Source organism: Pseudomonas sp. FW305-20 (genome assembly GCF_058788075.1).
In genome coordinates this window covers 1-16,287 of sequence record NZ_JBYTAJ010000030.1, presented here as the reverse complement: position 1 = coordinate 16,287, position 16,287 = coordinate 1, and the positions used below count along the sequence as shown (strand labels likewise).

Annotated in this window: 19 protein-coding genes; 7 read left to right on the top strand and 12 right to left on the bottom strand. The window is 60.3% G+C overall.

Annotated features, from left to right (window positions below; genetic code table 11):
• The first annotated feature begins 259 nt into the window (after positions 1–259).
• A complete protein-coding gene (locus AC3WP4_RS22075) occupies positions 260–700 on the top strand; it encodes a CBS domain-containing protein (protein WP_074878529.1) in 441 nt (146 codons plus the stop codon).
• Position 701: 1 nt separating this feature from the next.
• Here the strand turns inward: AC3WP4_RS22075 and AC3WP4_RS22070 are convergent, their stop codons facing one another.
• The gene (locus AC3WP4_RS22070) at positions 702–1,325 is read right to left on the bottom strand and encodes a glutathione S-transferase (RefSeq protein ID WP_074878531.1); all 624 of its coding nucleotides are present in this window, start codon (positions 1,323–1,325) and stop codon (positions 702–704) included.
• A 297-nt stretch (positions 1,326–1,622) separates the two neighbouring features.
• Between AC3WP4_RS22070 and AC3WP4_RS22065 the strand changes: the two genes are divergently transcribed.
• Positions 1,623–2,024: a hypothetical protein gene (locus tag AC3WP4_RS22065; RefSeq protein WP_102616336.1), complete on the top strand. Its 402-nt coding sequence runs from the start codon at positions 1,623–1,625 to the stop codon at positions 2,022–2,024.
• 80 nt (positions 2,025–2,104) lie between these two features.
• Here AC3WP4_RS22065 and AC3WP4_RS22060 read toward each other — a convergent pair whose 3' ends face one another.
• The gene (locus AC3WP4_RS22060; protein ID WP_102616335.1) at positions 2,105–3,199 is read right to left on the bottom strand and encodes a DUF1615 domain-containing protein; all 1,095 of its coding nucleotides are present in this window, start codon (positions 3,197–3,199) and stop codon (positions 2,105–2,107) included.
• Between the two features lie 339 nt (positions 3,200–3,538).
• Here AC3WP4_RS22060 and AC3WP4_RS22055 point away from each other — a divergent pair, with 339 nt between their 5' ends.
• Positions 3,539–5,074 carry an FAD-dependent oxidoreductase gene (locus AC3WP4_RS22055; RefSeq protein ID WP_074878538.1) on the top strand — a complete coding sequence of 512 codons (1,536 nt, stop codon included), beginning with the start codon at positions 3,539–3,541 and terminating at the stop codon, positions 5,072–5,074.
• Positions 5,075–5,117: 43 nt separating this feature from the next.
• Here the strand turns inward: AC3WP4_RS22055 and hemB are convergent, their stop codons facing one another.
• From hemB to AC3WP4_RS22040, 3 genes are all read right to left on the bottom strand, one after another.
• Positions 5,118–6,092 carry a porphobilinogen synthase gene (gene hemB, locus AC3WP4_RS22050; RefSeq protein ID WP_046047616.1) on the bottom strand — a complete coding sequence of 325 codons (975 nt, stop codon included), beginning with the start codon at positions 6,090–6,092 and terminating at the stop codon, positions 5,118–5,120.
• Positions 6,093–6,289: 197 nt separating this feature from the next.
• Positions 6,290–7,132, bottom strand: a complete 843-nt coding sequence (locus tag AC3WP4_RS22045) for a PhzF family phenazine biosynthesis protein (RefSeq protein WP_074878540.1) — start codon at positions 7,130–7,132, stop codon at positions 6,290–6,292.
• 18 nt (positions 7,133–7,150) lie between these two features.
• The gene (locus tag AC3WP4_RS22040) at positions 7,151–7,864 is read right to left on the bottom strand and encodes a glutathione binding-like protein (protein ID WP_074878542.1); all 714 of its coding nucleotides are present in this window, start codon (positions 7,862–7,864) and stop codon (positions 7,151–7,153) included.
• A gap of 370 nt (positions 7,865–8,234) precedes the next feature.
• On the opposite strand from AC3WP4_RS22040, the gene AC3WP4_RS22035 reads away from it, so the two are divergent.
• Positions 8,235–8,909 carry a histidine phosphatase family protein gene (locus AC3WP4_RS22035; protein WP_074878545.1) on the top strand — a complete coding sequence of 225 codons (675 nt, stop codon included), beginning with the start codon at positions 8,235–8,237 and terminating at the stop codon, positions 8,907–8,909.
• Positions 8,910–9,082: 173 nt separating this feature from the next.
• Here the strand turns inward: AC3WP4_RS22035 and mnmH are convergent, their stop codons facing one another.
• Together mnmH and selD are read right to left on the bottom strand one after the other, a co-directional pair.
• Entirely contained in the window at positions 9,083–10,186 is a 1,104-nt protein-coding gene (mnmH, locus tag AC3WP4_RS22030; RefSeq protein WP_102616334.1) for a tRNA 2-selenouridine(34) synthase MnmH, read from the bottom strand.
• Positions 10,186–11,220, bottom strand: coding sequence for a selenide, water dikinase SelD (gene selD / locus AC3WP4_RS22025; protein ID WP_102616333.1), 1,035 nt, complete (start codon positions 11,218–11,220; stop codon positions 10,186–10,188). The genes mnmH and selD overlap by 1 nt, the downstream gene beginning before the upstream one ends.
• 249 nt (positions 11,221–11,469) lie before the next feature.
• On the opposite strand from selD, the gene AC3WP4_RS22020 reads away from it, so the two are divergent.
• Positions 11,470–11,697 (top strand): DUF6555 family protein, encoded by a 228-nt coding sequence (locus tag AC3WP4_RS22020; protein ID WP_074880815.1) that lies wholly within the window; start codon positions 11,470–11,472, stop codon positions 11,695–11,697.
• A gap of 38 nt (positions 11,698–11,735) precedes the next feature.
• A complete protein-coding gene (locus AC3WP4_RS22015) occupies positions 11,736–12,014 on the top strand; it encodes a hypothetical protein (RefSeq protein ID WP_102616332.1) in 279 nt (92 codons plus the stop codon).
• 26 nt (positions 12,015–12,040) lie between these two features.
• Here the strand turns inward: AC3WP4_RS22015 and AC3WP4_RS22010 are convergent, their stop codons facing one another.
• From AC3WP4_RS22010 to AC3WP4_RS22000, 3 genes are all read right to left on the bottom strand, one after another.
• Positions 12,041–12,205, bottom strand: a complete 165-nt coding sequence (locus tag AC3WP4_RS22010) for a metallothionein (RefSeq protein WP_074878553.1) — start codon at positions 12,203–12,205, stop codon at positions 12,041–12,043.
• A 73-nt stretch (positions 12,206–12,278) separates the two neighbouring features.
• Positions 12,279–12,734, bottom strand: coding sequence for a DMT family transporter (locus AC3WP4_RS22005; RefSeq protein WP_074878555.1), 456 nt, complete (start codon positions 12,732–12,734; stop codon positions 12,279–12,281).
• Positions 12,734–13,219, bottom strand: a complete 486-nt coding sequence (locus tag AC3WP4_RS22000; RefSeq protein ID WP_074878557.1) for a DMT family transporter — start codon at positions 13,217–13,219, stop codon at positions 12,734–12,736. Before AC3WP4_RS22000 ends, AC3WP4_RS22005 begins: the two co-directional genes overlap by 1 nt.
• A gap of 128 nt (positions 13,220–13,347) precedes the next feature.
• Between AC3WP4_RS22000 and AC3WP4_RS21995 the strand changes: the two genes are divergently transcribed.
• Positions 13,348–14,283, top strand: a complete 936-nt coding sequence (locus AC3WP4_RS21995; RefSeq protein ID WP_074878559.1) for a LysR family transcriptional regulator — start codon at positions 13,348–13,350, stop codon at positions 14,281–14,283.
• A gap of 145 nt (positions 14,284–14,428) precedes the next feature.
• On the opposite strand, the gene ctpM is transcribed toward AC3WP4_RS21995, so the two are convergent.
• Both ctpM and AC3WP4_RS21985 read right to left on the bottom strand, forming a co-directional pair.
• Positions 14,429–16,105, bottom strand: coding sequence for a methyl-accepting chemotaxis protein CtpM (gene ctpM, locus AC3WP4_RS21990; RefSeq protein WP_492575896.1), 1,677 nt, complete (start codon positions 16,103–16,105; stop codon positions 14,429–14,431).
• A partial coding sequence (locus AC3WP4_RS21985) for a hypothetical protein (protein ID WP_218219207.1) occupies positions 16,089–16,287 on the bottom strand: 199 nt, incomplete at its 5' end. The genes ctpM and AC3WP4_RS21985, both read right to left, overlap by 17 nt.

The window sequence follows — 16,287 nt, the reverse complement described above, 5'->3', positions numbered from 1 at the left end:
CTGTGGGAGCGAGCCTGCTCGCGAAAGCGGTGTATCAGTCGACACCTGTATTGACTGACCCGCGGTCTTCGCGAGCAGGCTCACTCCCACATGGATCGAGTCAGCCCATGGATCAATGAATATCTGTGGAGAATTTCAGGTTTACCGAAGAAAAACTGCTGAATGGCGTTTTTTGAGCGTTATCTGCCGCTTTCTGCCTTGCCCTCAGCGCCGGTGTCTACGATTCTTCAAGGACAACGACAACACCTGAGAAACTGCCATGAAAACCGTCGCCCAACTGCTGAAGTTAAAGGCTGAACAGAATCATGAGGTCCACACCATTGCACCGCATCAAATGGTGCTGGAAGCCCTGATGGTCATGGCCGCCAAAAACGTCGGCGCCTTGCCGGTCCTGAGAAATGGCGAGGTTGTCGGCATCATCAGCGAGCGTGACTATGCGCGCAAACTCGTGCTCAAGGGCCGCTCCTCCGTCGGTACACCGGTCGAAGACATCATGGTGTCGCCGGTGATCACCGTGGACACCCGTCAAACCGTCGAAACCTGCATGGGCATCATGTCCGACAAACGCCTGCGCCACTTGCCGGTGGTGGAAAACGGCCAGTTGATCGGTTTGCTGTCGATTGGCGACCTGGTCAAGGAAGCCATCGCCGAACAGGCTGAATTGATTCGCCAGTTGGAGCAGTACATCCGCGGCGAATAGATCAACCCGGCCAATGCCGCGCAAAGACCGGTGCCAATGTCGGGTGCCGGTCAATGCGCGTAAGCCACGCGAAAAATCCGGGCCTTGCACTGCGTAAATACTCGCGACTGCCCGCCCATCTTGAAACCACCGCCGCCAGCACATCCAGTGCCCCCGGCGTCTCGTCGCCCAGATACAAATCGCCCGAAAACTGATCGGCAAACACCTCCCAACTCCGGTGCAGTCGCGCGCGGGCGCCGGCCATGAGGTTTTGCCTGGACGATTCATCCGTCTCGGCCAGCCAGCGCTCGGGGTAGTCGATGATGCCAATCGCCGAATAGCAATTGCTGACGATGTACACCAGGCCGCGAATGGCCTGATCCCGCTCGGCGGCGTTTTTCGGCAACAGGTTTGATTGGGGGAACGTGAGACCCAGGTGAATCAGAATCGCCGCGCTCTCGGTGAGAACGCTGCCATCGGGCAATTGCAGGGTCGGGACCTGCTTGAGCGGATTGAGCTTCTCCAGCGCGTGGGTCGCCTCGGGAGAGGTTTCAACGTCGATGAAGCGGTAGGGGATTTCGCACAGCTCCAGTGCCGCTTCTATCGCGGCAGCGCCGGAGTTCTGGTGTCCGTATAGCTGGTACATATCGCGCGCTCCTGGCGAAACGAAAACAGAATCAGCAGACGAGCGAATACTCGTCATCGGCCAGTCTAGCCGGTGAACAAGGGCGCGGTGGCGCCATGCTCGCCTATGAGCATGGCGTCGAACGCTGGTCACGATGGCGGCCGAGGTGGGGAACTGGAACATCACGCTCATGTGGGGTGAGTCGTCCTTCCTATCATTGCCGTCGATGTTCACCATCACGGCAATGAAGTTCTCATAAAAAATCCGCGGCGTAACATCAGCCTCACACCAAACAACTACACCCCGGAGCACACCATCATGAAACGCCAAACTATCCTCAGCATTGCTTTCTCGGTTTTCGCAGTTAACGCTTTCGCCGCTACCTCTGTTCACCCGGTTGTCGCTGAAGGCGGCTCGGATCGTCTGATTGAAAGTCGTGTGGCCGAAGGTGGCTCCGATCGTCTGATCGAAAGCCGCGTCGCTGAAGGTGGTTCGGATCGTCTGATCGAGAACCGCGTCGCAGAAGGTGGCTCCGATCGTCTGATCGAGAACCGCGTCGCTGAAGGTGGCTCCGATCGTTTGATCGAGAACCGCGTCGCTGAAGGTGGTTCGGATCGTCTGATCGAAAACCGCGTTGCTGAAGGTGGCTCCGATCGCCTGATCGAGAACCGCGTCGCTGAAGGTGGTTCGGACCGTCTGATCGAAAGCCGCGCTGTATAAATGAATGGTTTTACCGAGGTACTCAATGAAAAACCCGGCCTTATCAGCCGGGTTTTTTTACGTCTGTCTTTTGCGCTCGGTCACTTGCCGGCCCGCGCCATGCAACGCTGATAGCGCTCATCGACCCGCTTGGCAAACCATGCCGTGGTGAGTTTGCGGGAGATCTTCGGGCTTTGCAGCACAATCCCCGGCAACACCGCACGCGGTAATGGCCGACCTTCCGCCTGTTCGGCCAGGGCAAAAACCCGTGCATAGAGCTGGGTGTTCTCGAATTCGAAGTTTTTGCCCTCCTCCAATTGGTCGCGAATGGTCGGATTGCGCATGCCCAGTTGCTTGCCGAGGGTGCGCACCGCCAATTCCGTGGTGCCTGGCATGATCGAATCGTAGCGAACCAGGTCACCATCCAGCGCCAGCGGTATGCCCGACGCGCGACTCACCGCGTTCTGAAATGCGGCATTGCGACTGGCGTACCAACCGGCATTGAAATCGGCGAAGCGATACAACGGTTGTTTGTAGCTCACCGGATAACCGAGCAAGTGGGCTATACCGAAGTACAGGCCGCCGCGACGACTGAACACTTCACGACGGATCGAGCCGTTCACCGGGTACGGATAGGCCTTCGCCTGTTGCTCGGCGAAATCGATGCTGACCTGCATCGGCCCACCGGTGTGCACCGGGTTGAACCCACCGAACAGCGTCCGGCCCATGGGCACCATGCCGATGAAGTCATCGAAAATCGCGCTGAGCTCTTTTTCGCTGCGCGCCGCATTGAGTCGATCACTGTAGCTTTTGCCATTGGATGAACTCACCTGCAGCGCACCGCTCACCAGCAGGCCGGGAATGTGGGCTTTGTCGGCACGGCGGTCGATTTCCGCGCGGGCGATTTTGCCCAGGCCCGGTACCGGCGGGTCCACCTGGAAAGTCGATTCCTGCTCGGTGACCGCCAGGACCGAGCATAGGTTTTGGGTGGATGGATAAATGTTCTGGGCAGCAAATGCTACGTAAATATCGGTAGCCCAGCCCTGGCGATCGGTGGTTTTGGCCGGCAACAGGCGCACGATCTCGGCCTTGACCTCAGCAGGCTTGCGCGCCGGGAGCTCTTGCGTGCGCTGAGTACCGCAACCCGCCAGCACCAGCAGCGCGGCGACGCTCATCATCAATCGTTTGGCTTGCATGTTGCTCCATCAAATCCGTTGAGCCGGGGTAACCATACGATCAATGGCATGGCGCAGGCTATGACTCTCACCGCCCCCCACTGTTCCCTGTAGCAGCTGGCGAAGCCTGCGTTCGGCTGCGAAGCAGTCGTGAAATCAGACGATGCGGTGTTTCAGGAAGACCGCAAACTCAGGTTTTACGACTGCTTCGCAGCCGAACGCAGGCTTCGCCAGCTGCTACGGATCGCGTTTTGGCTTGGTCGGCATCAGGGCTGCGGGGCCTTTCTCCGTTTGGCAGACAACCCGCCCGTCCGTCGCGGCTGAACCATACTTGAGCCACACACCGAGGAGGACAGGCTCATGAACCGTAGCGACGTACTGATCATCGGCGCCGGCCCGACCGGACTGGTGTTGGCGCTGTGGCTGAGCAAGCTTGGCGTGCAAGTGCGCATTATCGACAAGACGTCAGCACCCGGAACCACGTCGCGGGCGCTGGCCGTCCAGGCGCGGACGCTGGAGCTGTATCGCCAGCTCGACCTCAGCAATGCCGTGGTGCAGAACGGTCATCGAGTGGCCGCCGCCAATTTCTGGGTCAAGGGCGAACCCGTGGCGCGCTTGCCACTGAGCCGCATCGGTGAAGGCCTGACGCCCTATGCGTTCCTCGAAATCTTTCCTCAGGACGAACACGAACGGCTGCTGATCGACCGCCTCGAAGCCTTTGGCGTCCAGGTTGAACGCAACACTGAGCTTGAGAATTTCGTGGAAACCGGTGACGGCATCACCGCCTTTTTGCGCTTGGCCGATGGTCAGGAGCAAACCTGCCAGGCCTGCTATCTGGCGGGTTGTGACGGTGCCCGGTCGATCGTGCGCAAAACCCTGGACACCGGTTTCCCTGGCGGCACCTACCAACAGGTTTTCTACGTCGCCGACGTGCAAGCCAGCGGGCCGACGTTCAACGGCGAACTGCACGTGGATCTCGATGAAGCGGATTTTCTCGCGGTGTTTCCCTTGGCCGGTGAAGGCCGCGCCCGTCTGATCGGCACCGTACGCGACGAACGCGCCGACCAGGTCGACACCCTGCAATTTGAAGACGTCAGCAGCCGGGCCATCGAGCATATGAAAGTGAAGATCGAGCAACTGAACTGGTTCTCGACCTACCGCGTGCATCATCGGGTGGCGGATCACTTTCAAACCGGGCGCGCATTTCTATTGGGTGACGCCGCCCACGTCCACAGCCCTGCCGGTGGCCAGGGCATGAACACCGGCATTGGCGATGCCATCAACCTCGCCTGGAAACTCGCGGCGGTGTTGAGCGGCGGCGCTGAGGCCAAACTCCTCGACACTTACGAAACCGAGCGCATCGCGTTTGCCCGCAAACTGGTCGCCACCACCGATCGGGTGTTCAGCTTTGTCACGGCCGAAGGGCGCATCGCGGATTTACTGCGCACGCGCCTGACGCCGTTGTTGATTCCGAAAATGGCATCGTTTGAGGCGTCCCGCGAGTTCCTGTTTCGCACGGTGTCGCAGATCACCCTGAATTATCGCGGGATGCCGTTGAGCGCGGGCGTTGCCGGCCATGTTCACGGTGGCGACCGCCTGCCGTGGGCTCACGACGGCGAGGGGGACAATTTCGAATCGCTGAAGTGTCTGACCTGGCAGGTGCATGTGTATGGCGACACCAGCGACGAAATGATCGCCTGGTGCCACGAACATCATTTGCCCTTGCATGTGTTTGACTGGCGGCCGGCGTTTGAAGCGGCGGGGCTGGCGCGTAACGGGTTTTACCTGTTGCGACCGGACACGTATGTGGCGATTGCCGACAATTCTGCCGATCCCAAGGTGATCGAGCGGTACTTGCGGGATCACGGGATCAGGCCGTTTTTTGGCGTCCGCTGATGATCGTTCCCACGCTCTGCGTGGGAACGATCACGTCAAGATCTCAGATCCCGGCCAGCGCCAGGTCCATCGCAAAGTAAGTGAAGATCAGATCCGCCCCGGCCCGCTTGATCGCGCCGAGGCTCTCACGCACCACGCGATCTTCATCGATCGCCCCGGCCTGGGCGGCGAATTTGATCATCGCGTACTCGCCGCTCACCTGATACGCCGACAGCGGCAAGCGCGAGGCTTCACGGATGTCGCGGATGATGTCCAGGTACGCCCCGGCCGGTTTGACCATCAGCGCATCGGCGCCCTCCTGCTCGTCCATCAGGGATTCGCGCACGGCTTCGCGACGGTTCATCGGGTTCATCTGGTAGCTTTTGCGATCGCCCTTGAGCGCGCTGCCGCCGGCTTCACGGAACGGACCGTAGAGTGCCGAGGCAAACTTGGTCGAATAGGCCATGATCGCGGTCTGGTTGAAACCCGCTTCATCGAGCGCCCGGCGAATGGCCTGAACCTGCCCGTCCATCGCGGCCGACGGGGCGATCACATCGGCACCGGCACGGGCCGCGGCCACCGCTTGCTTGCCGAGGTTAATCAGGGTCTGGTCGTTGTCGACTTCATGGTTGTGCAACACGCCGCAATGACCATGGTCGGTGTACTCACAGAAGCAGGTGTCGGACATCACGATCATGTCCGGCACCGCATCCTTGGCGATGCGCGACATGCGCGACACCAGACCGTTATCGCTCCAGGTGTCGCTACCGTTGCCGTCCAAATGGTGCGACACGCCGAACGTCATCACCGACTTGATCCCGGCGCGGGCATAACGCTCGATTTCACCTGCCAGTTTCGACTCCGGGATACGCATCACGCCGGGCATGCTTTTGATCGGGACGAAGTCATCGATCTCTTCCTCAACGAAAATCGGCAGCACCAGATCGTTCAAACTGAACTCGGTTTCCTGGAACAGGCTGCGCAGGCTCGCATTGCGGCGCAGGCGGCGTGGACGTGCTTCGGGGAACTGACTGGACATGTGGATTTCCTGAAAAACGGAGGACGAGACGAAAGTCGTAGGGGGCGAAGCTTATGCCCTGGACCTTGCAGGGCACAAACCTCAGGTGAGGAAAAACCCTTACCGGTTCGGCAATAATCACCGCTCCCCATCAGATGATCGTTCCCACGCTCTGCGTGGGAACGATCAGCGCAGGCTCGGCAACTGCCACATGTCGCTTACAGTGTCAGCGTTCCGCTGATGCAGGTCACCACCGCGCCGCCGATCCAGATCTCGTCGCCCACTTGCTCGACCTGAATGCGCCCGGCGCGGCCCATGGTCAGGCCCTGGCTGACCACATAGGACGTCGGCGCCAGTCCTGCGTTGAGTAACCACTGGGCAATTCCGGCGTTCAGGCTGCCGGTGGCGGGGTCTTCCGGCATGCCGTCGCCGGAGATGAACGCCCGTACTTCGAACTGTGCGTCATCACCATCACGCTCGGGATGCCAGGGCGCGATGACACCGACGGCCAGGCCAAGCATTTGCGAATGATCCGGTTGCAGGTCCAGCACCTGCTGGCGATCCTCGACCATCACGGCCAGCCACCCCGCACCGTTGTCGACCCACTGAGTGCGCACGATCGCCCCCGATTCCAGGCCTAGCCCCCGCCGCACCCGTTCCACCACATCGGCTTCCACCGGCCCGGTTTTGAGCAATGCCGGTGCGAGAAAGGCCAGCTCTGCCCCTTGTCGACGAACCCGCACCAGCCCCACGCCGCATTCCTGAATGATCTCTTCGCCCTTGGGCACACCACCGGCCTCCAGCCACGCATGGCAGGTGCCCAGTGTCGGGTGACCGGCGAACGGCAATTCGCTCAGGGTGGTGAAAATCCGCACGCGATAGTCAGCGCGAGGATCGCGCGGTTCGAGTATAAATGTGGTTTCGCTGAGGTTGGTCCAGCTGGCGAACGCCGCCATGTACTCATCGCTGAGCTCATCGGCGCCGAACACCACCGCCAACGGATTGCCCTTGAGCGCAACACGGCTGAAGACATCTACTTGCTTGAAATCGAATGAGTGCATGGCCTTCCTTGGTATTGATCAAATCGAAGCGTTTGGCTTGGGGATTTCCAGCCCGCGCATCACCGCCGGCCGCGCCAGAAAGCGCTCCAGCACCCGCGTGACGTTGGTGAAGTCGTTTATGCCCACCAGCTCGCCAGCCTCATAGAAGCCGATCAGGTTGCGCACCCAGGGGAAGGTTGCGATGTCGGCGATGGTGTAGCGCTCGCCCATGATCCAGTTGCGCCCTTCCAGACGGTTATCGAGGACATTGAGCAGGCGTCTGCTTTCATCGACGTAGCGGTCGCGGGGACGTTTGTCCTCGTAGTCCTTGCCGGCAAATTTGTTGAAAAAACCGAGCTGGCCGAACATCGGCCCGATGCCGCCCATCTGAAACATCAGCCACGCAATGGTCTCGTAGCGAGCCGCCGATTCCTGGGCCAGCAGTTGCCCGCTCTTGTCGGCCAGGTAAATCAGAATCGCCCCGGACTCGAACAGTGCCAGGGGTTGGTCCCCCGGACCGTGGGGGTCGAGGATCGCCGGGATCTTGTTGTTGGGGTTCAGCGAAAGAAATTCGGGGGACATCTGGTCGTGGGTGTCGAAGGCCACCCGATGCGGCTCGTAGGGCAGTCCGATCTCTTCGAGCATGATCGACACCTTGACGCCGTTGGGAGTCGGCAAGGAGTAAAGCTGGATCCACTCGGGGTATTGAGCCGGCCATTTTTGGGTAATCGGGAACGCGGACAGATCGGTCATGGGAAGCATCCACACGAAAAAAGTCGACGCTGATCATAATGTAGGCCTGGCGACGGCCGCGAATTTTTGGCGTTATCAATATTGCTGATGAGCAAGATCAGAAGATCGCAGCCTGTGAATGGCGCCGAGACCTGTACTGTGTCCATAAATCCGCAACATCCTGTCGATAACCTCTGCTCTAACCCATCTCAGGTTGCCGCTACAGTGCTGCGCACTCGCTCGGATCGAACCAAATGGGCTTCAGAGGACTCTGAGCATTGCCCTTTCGGAAACGGACCGGCCCAACGACATGGAAAACACCCGATGCACGGAGCTGGCGGTGTAAAGGTTTGTCAGCCTTAACTGAATGCGCTGAAGATCACCTATTCAAATGATGAACCTTTTCAAATTCGCCCAACGCTTCAAACATCGCGCGTATGTCCTCCTGCCTTCCCTGTTGGCGGTCAGCGCGCTGTTCCTGTCCCTTGAGTCCAGCGAAAGCCGCGCCCAACCGGCGGACGGCACCCAGACGCTGGTGTTCCTGCGCCATGCGGAAAAACCCGCCGGCGGCCTCGGCCAGCTCAACTGCCAGGGCCTGAACCGTGCCATCGACCTGGCCACCTTGTTGCCGGAAAAATTCGGCAAGGCCAACTATGTGTTTGCCGCCAACCCGACGCGCAATGTCGAAGAAGGCGAACTGGACAATTCCTACAGTTACATTCGTCCCCTGATGACCATCAGCCCCAGCGCGATCAAGCTCGGTTTGCCGGTGAACATCAATTTCTCGGCCAACGACACCAGCGACCTGGCCGATGAATTGCTCCACGACAAATATCACAACTCGGTCATCTACACCGCCTGGTCCTCCGGCTACCTGCCGGAGCTGATCAACAGGGTTGCTGGAGAAGCCGTTGGCAAGAAACAGAACATTACCGATGACTGGGAATCCAGCGACTACGACTCGCTGTACGTGCTCACTCTGACCTGGCACAACGGCAAGGCCAGTGTGCAGAGCCACGCCTACAAGCAAGGTCTGGATAATGGGCAGGAGACTTGTCCGACATAAGCTTTAAGGGATTTGGTGCCTGTCAGGGCCTCATCGTCGGAACGCCGCCCGGAGCAGGCTCATTCCCACAGGGGCCTGCTGTGACCACAACATTTGTGCCCACCCCAAATCAAATGTGGGAGTGAGCCTGCTCCGGGCGGCGTTCCGACGATGGGGCCGGCAAATCCAACACATTACTTCTGATTGATGCGCCGCTCGCGCAGGTATTCAAGCACCGCAGCCCGCTCCCCGGCGAATTCAATGCGCCCCCCTTTCTTCTCCCGCTGAAACGCATACATCGGGTCGTAATACTCGCGAAGCAACCCTTCGATCCAGCCCCGGTGCAAGTCCACGGCCCCGCTGCTCGCCTGCTCCGTCAGCGCGTCTTCCATCAACATCAACAGCCGCCGATGGCGCTCACCGCCCAGACGTTTCTGCACATTGTTCAGGCTCTCCAGCAGGCGCTCGGAAAACAGCGCGAAACCTTCATCGCCATGCACACCGATGAACTCGGCACACAAGTCCACCACGTAATCGCGCAGGATCCGTTCGACCCGCCCTTCCAGGCTATCTTCCAGCCAGACCATCGGAAACTGCTGCATGCCCTGAAACAGCGGCAGCGGTAGCGCACAACTGCCGATCGCGCGGCTCTCGTCTTCCAGCACAAACTGCTCGATGCCCTGGGCGCGCTTCTTCAGTACGTCCACCGCCAGGCAGTTCTCAAAATCGATGTTGGAGGGCTGGCCGGTGGCGCGTTTACCGAAACTGGAGCCGCGATGATGGGCATGACCCTCAAGGTCCAGGCCGTTGCTCAACTGCGTGAGTACTTCGGTTTTGCCGGTGCCGGTCATGCCGCCCAGCAAGACGAAATCACACTGGGCAACCGCCTGATCGAGCGTGTCGAGCAAGAAGGTGCGCATGGCCTTGTAGCCGCCACCCACTCGCGGATAGTCGATGCCCGCCTCGTCCTTGAGCCATTGCTGGACGATCTGCGAACGCAAACCACCGCGAAAACAATACAAATACCCATCAGGATGAGCCCGGGCAAAATCGGCCCAGGCCTGGATACGCTCGGCTTTTATCTCGCCGGACACCAACTGGTGCCCCAGCGTAATGGCCGCTTGCTGGCCGTGTTGCTTGTAACACGTGCCGACCCGTTGCCGCTCATGGTCATTCATCAGCGGCAGGTTGATCACGCCGGGGAACGAGCCTTTGAGAAATTCGACCGGCGCACGGGCATCCATCATCGGTCGGTCGTTGAGGAAAATGTCGCGGTAATCGGTGTATTCGATGGACATCAAAACACCTCGACCGCGTTTGTCTGTCGCTCGATCAGTTCACCGATCGGCTCGAGGGTCAGGCCCAGCTCGGCAGCCACTTTGAGGAAGTGTTCGTTACCTTCGGGGGTGACCGCAACCAGCAGGCCACCGCTGGTCTGCGGATCGCAGAGCACGCGCTTGTGCATTTCCTGAAGACGCCCCAGCTTGCTGGCGTAGCTGTCAAAGTTGCGCAGCGTCCCGCCCGGCACGCAGCCTTGGTCGAGGTAATACTCGACACCCGGCAGACGCGGCACACGGTCGTACTCGATGCGCGCGGTCACGTTGCTGCCATCGGCCATTTCCACCAAATGCCCCAGCAGGCCGAAACCGGTGACATCGGTCATCGCGGTGACGCCTTCGAGTTTGCCGAAACGGCTGCCGGGTTTGTTCAGGGTGCACATCCAGTCGCGGGCCAGGCCGATGTCGGCAGGGCGCAACTTGCCCTTCTTCTCGGCGGTGGTGAGGATGCCAATGCCCAGCGGTTTGGTGAGGTAAAGCAGGCAACCGACGGTAGCGGTGTCGTTGCGCTTCATGTGGCGCTTTTCCACCAGACCGGTCACGGCGAGGCCGAAGATCGGCTCTGGTGCGTCGATGGAATGCCCACCGGCCAACGGAATGCCGGCTTCATCGCAGACCGAACGCCCGCCGCGAATCACTTCCCGGGCAATCTCCGGGGCCAGCACGTTGACTGGCCAGCCGAGGATCGCAATCGCCATCAACGGATCGCCGCCCATGGCGTAGATGTCGCTGATGGCATTGGTGGCGGCGATGCGGCCGAAGTCGAACGGGTCGTCGACGATCGGCATGAAAAAGTCGGTGGTCGAGACCACGCCGCGTTCTTCATCAATGGCGTACACCGCCGCGTCATCGCGCGAGGCGTTGCCGACCCAGAGTTTCGGGTCAAGGTTCTGCGCCCCGCTGCCGGCCAGGATCACTTCCAGCACTTGGGGAGAAATCTTGCAGCCACATCCAGCACCATGGCTGTATTGGGTCAGACGAATCGGTTCGCTCATGGGGGAGGCACATCTCGTGAAGTCAGTGCCGAGGAGTTTACATCAACCCCTATTTCGAAGGAGCTGATCGTTCCCACAGGGGAACGCTTCAATGGATGCTCCCCGTTCGGCCTGGGACGCAGGGTTTCAGGGGATTACAGGTAACGAACCAGCAGTCTGTCGGCATTGGTGGTATCCGTCTGACAATCCGAGTGAATTTTCCGCCCCCCCAACGATCCTTGTATAACCACAGGGAGGAATATGGGCTTTATGAACAACGCAAAACTTTTCGTCATTGAATACACCCTTCATGGCGCGCCCAAGTCTTTCATCATCCGCCTGGACAAGATGGATAACGCGGAGGCTTGGCATTGGGCAAGTTGCGACGCGGGGATCGGACGAATCCCCCGCTTCGGCCGTGAGAAGGTGCAAAAAACCAGCAAGCCGATGGCAGAGAAGTTCGGCGTGGAAAACGTCAAGTGGCGGCCGGCGAATTAACGGATGGCGCAGCCTTGGACTTTTGGGAGGGATCGGGCATGACAACGACGCAACTTACCAGCAAGGCACACCTGGACTACGGCCTCGATACGCTGTTTGGCCGGATCACCAAAAGTGCCGAGTGTGAGGTCGGCCTTGAACAAGTCGAGCATGACCCGACCCGCTTCGCCCTCCGCGTCCAGTCACCTGTACCGCAAGATCTGGAACAGGCAAAAACGCTGGCGGTGAAGGTGGATGGGCGACGACTCAATGGAATCATCCGCCATACCGAACGGCTGGAAGATCAAAGCCTGAAGCTGGAAGTGGAGCCTGATTAGGCTCCACATTCTGTGCGTCACGGGTGTCAGCCCTTGGCGCACTTACAACCTTTGGTCGCGCATTCTTCGCCATGTTCATGGTGTTTGGCGCAGGCCTCACAGCAATAGTGCTTGCCGTGTCGCGCGATCGGATGTTCGCCCAGTTTGCAGGAGCACTTGGGGCAGTCGCATTTACTTTCACTGTCGATCATGAGCCTGACTCCATTGGTGGTGGTCGTCCGGGTTTCGCACATGCGACCCGTATCACCAGTGTAGGAGCTTGCATCACCCCTGCCGGGCACTGCTGCGATACATGAACAGCAATGCCAAGGCGAGACACACCATCGCCAGTATCCGGCTGCTGGACAACTCGATCGCCGGGTTGCCCAGCCAGCCGAAGTTATCGATCAACATCCCCATCCCCAATTGCCCCACGATCACCGCCACCGTGGCGACCGCCGTGCCGACCCGCGGCACCGCGCCAACCATCACCAGCATGTACACCACCCCGAACAGTGCACCGCTGAGCTGCCATTTCGGCACGTCCAGCAAACTCACGGCATGGGCCGGTTCGAAAAACAGGATCAGCAGTCCGGTGGTCACTGCACCGACCACGAAGGTCAGCAAACTGCTGCGCAACACGCCCACCGTTTCGCCCAATCGCCCATTGATCGCCGCCTGGACACTCAACACCGCACCGGCCGCCACGACCACCGCCAACAAAATAATCAGATTCATCATCAACCCCGAGCGATCAGAACAAGTGCCGCGACAATCAGCAGCAAGGCCAGCCAACGTTCACCGTTGACCTTTTTGCGGGTAGCGCCGAACCAGCCGAAGTGGTCGATCAACACGCTTTTGCCGACCTGCCCGGAGAGGATCGCGATCATGGTCATGGCAATGCCGATGTGCGGCGTGGCCAAGGTCAGCACGATTACGTACATCGGCCCCAAAAACCCGCCGATCAACTGCCAGCGCGGCAGTTCATTCAAGGCGGGCCCCTGTTGCGGACCGCTGAACAGCAACAGCAAGAACAAAATCGCCGAGCCGACACCGAAGATGCTCAAGGTCGCCCACAAGTGCCCGACCTGAACCCCGAGCGGCCCGAGCAGACCGGCCTCCACGGACAGGCCCATGCCGGCCAGAATCACCAGCGGGAGCAGCAACAGTCGCAGCCCTGGTTGGGGCGCTGGCGTTTCAGCGATGTCGATTGAAGAAGATTGCATAACGAAAACCTGCCAGTTATCAGATGAACGCGGGGATGGGGTGGCGCGCATTATCGGCTGGCGATCCTTTGCGATAAATGGGAGCATCCTGACAACACTTTTGCGCAACTCGCACAGCAGGACTTCTCATGCATGGCCTCAACGAACTGGGATTCAAGGCACTTCGGCTATTTGTAGCGGTGCTGGACCACGGCAGTTTTTCCGAAGTCGCCCGTCGCGAAGGCCTGGCCCCTTCTTCGATTTCCCGGCAGATCCAATTGATGGAACAAGCCCTGAACCAGCAATTGCTCTACCGCCACACCCGCGCCGTCTCACCTACCGAAGCCGGGCGCATGCTGGGTCATCACGCGCGGCTGGTGCTGGTGCAACTCGAAGAGGCCGAGCAGGCCCTGCAGGAACAGCAAAGCGAACCGAGCGGACTGGTGCGGATCAACGCGCCAGTGGTGTTCGGTCAGCGGCACCTGACGCCGTGGCTGGGGCGGCTCTGCGAGCGCTACCCGAAACTGCAACTGGATATCCAGCAGACCGACAGCTACGTCGATCCCTTGCAGGAAGGCGCCGACCTGCTGTTTCGCATCGGCGCGCTGCACGATTCGAGCATGCAGGCGCGGATTCTGGCGCCCCATCGTTTTCAAGTCGCCGCGAGCCCGGCCTATCTGGAACGTCACGGCACACCGCAACATCCCGAAGAACTGGCCGCGCATCAGTGCCTGGCCTACAAGGGCGTGACCGGCCAGCAACGCTGGTTTTTCCGCAAGGATCAGCAGGACTGGACGCCCTGCTCGGTGAAGGGTCCGATCACCGGCAACCACGCCGACACCCTGACGCAAGCCGCCGAACAAGGCTTGGGGCTGGTGATGTTTCCGTCGTGGCTGATCGGTGAGGCGGTGCGCAAGGGCACGCTGGTGCCCGTGCTCGGGGCGTATCAGGTGTCCAACAGTCCGGAACCGCAGCAGATTGCAGTTCTCTGGCCTGGGAGCCGACGGTTGTCGGTGAAGGTAAGGACGGTGATTGATTTCTTTGTCGAATGCTTCGGCACGGTGCCCTACTGGGACAGACCGTAGCGACCAAGTCGAACACGCTTGTGTGGCGAGGGAGCTTGCTCCCGCTCGGCAGCGCAGCGGCCGCAAAATCTTGCGAGCGCTGCGCACTCGAGCGGGAGCAAGCTCCCTCGCCACACAAGCCCCCTCGCCACAAAGGCATCGTCCGTCAGATGCGGAACTGGCCCACCAGTTTGCCCAGGCGCTGACCGAGGTCGGCCAGGCTGCGGGACGTCTGGGCGCCGAGTTGGGTTTCGTCGGCGACACTGTCTACGGCCACAGCGATCTGGTGCACGCTGCGGTTGATCTCTTCGGCCACGGCGGTCTGCTCTTCGGCGGCGCTGGCGATCTGCGCGTTCATCGAGTTGATGGTGCCGATCAGCTGGGCCATGGTGTCCAGCGAGGCACCCGCTTCGTTGGCCTGGGCCGAAGTGCCGTCCCCGGCTTCGCTGGAACGGCGCATCGCTTCCACCGCCGACTGAGTGCCGGCCTGCAAACGATCGATCATGCCCTGGATTTCCTGGGTGCTGATTTGCGTGCGACTGGCCAGCGCCCGAACCTCGTCGGCCACCACCGCAAAACCACGACCGGCCTCACCGGCACGGGCAGCTTCGATGGCGGCGTTGAGCGCCAGCAGGTTGGTCTGCTCGGCAATCGAACGGATCACGCCGAGTACGCTGACAATCGACGACACGTCTTTTTGCAAGCTGTCCAGCGACACGCCACTGCTGCGAATGTCGTCCACCAACGCATGAATCTTCACGATGCTGCCGGCCACCACACGCTTGGCAGCCTGGCCTTCTTCGTCGGTCTGCTGGGCAGCCACTGCGGCGTTTTGCGCACTTTTCGCCACTTCCTGAGCCGCCGCCGACATTTGATTGATCGCCGTGGCGACCTGATCGGTCTCGTGACGCTGACGCTCCATGGCTTGATCCGAGCGCTGCGCCTGGTCGGAGACCTGATTCACCAGCCCGGTCAGTTGCGAGGTCATTTCGGTGATCTGGCGCACCAGGCCATGGATCTTGTCGACGAAGCGGTTGAACGAGCCGGCCAGTTCGCCGAGTTCGTCCTGGCTGGTGATGGTCAGGCGACGCGTCAGGTCGCCCTCGCCCGCCGCGATGTCATCGAGGTTGGCTTTCATCAGGTTCAGCGGACGCAAGATGGTGTTGGCCAGCAGCATCCCGGCAGCGGCAATCATCAACAGCACCACCACGGCAATCCCGACGATGCTCAGCACCACGCCTTGCATGCGCTCCTGGACCTTGATTTCGACCAGCGCCACTTGCGCTTCGATGCCGTCGAGGTTGACCGAAGTACCGACCGCCATGTCCCACTTCGGCAGGTATTCGGTGTAGCCGAGTTTCGGCACCAACACTTGAGTGTTGCCGGGCAACGTCGAGCTGTATTGCAGGTAGTGGGTGCCGTCCTTGGCGACTTTCACCAGGTCGCGGTTGACATAGACGCCGTTCGGATCGCGGTTGTCCTTGAAGCTCTGGCCCACACCTTCCGGGCTGTTGGCCTTGAACAGGCGCACGGTGTTGGAGTCGTAGCCGAAGAAGTAGCCGTCCTTGCCGTAGGTGATGCTCGACAGCAACTTGACCACGTGGGCCCGCGCCGCATCATCACCGGGGGCGGCCGCGTCATAGAGCGGTTTGATCGTGGTCATGGCCACGGCGACGTAACTTTGCAGGGTTGCCTTGGCATCGCTGAGCAGGCGCTGGCGAGTTTCCTCGACTTCCGTGCGGGCCTGCTCCTGCAGAATGAACAATGTGGTCAGGCTGATGACCAGCGCAAAGAGCAACACCGGGAGGACGGCAAGGGACAGGACTTTAGCCTTCAGGCTCATGCGCATGACGGTTCACTCTTTTGATTTTATTGGCGTGGTTAGAGGCTTTAACGGCACGCAGCATCAAAAGTTGAATGCGGCTCTTGTTGATCGTTCCCACGCTCTGCGTGGGAATGCAGCCCGGGACGCTCCGCGTCCCATCAAGAGCCGAACGCGGAGCGTCCGTTGAGGCATTCCCACGC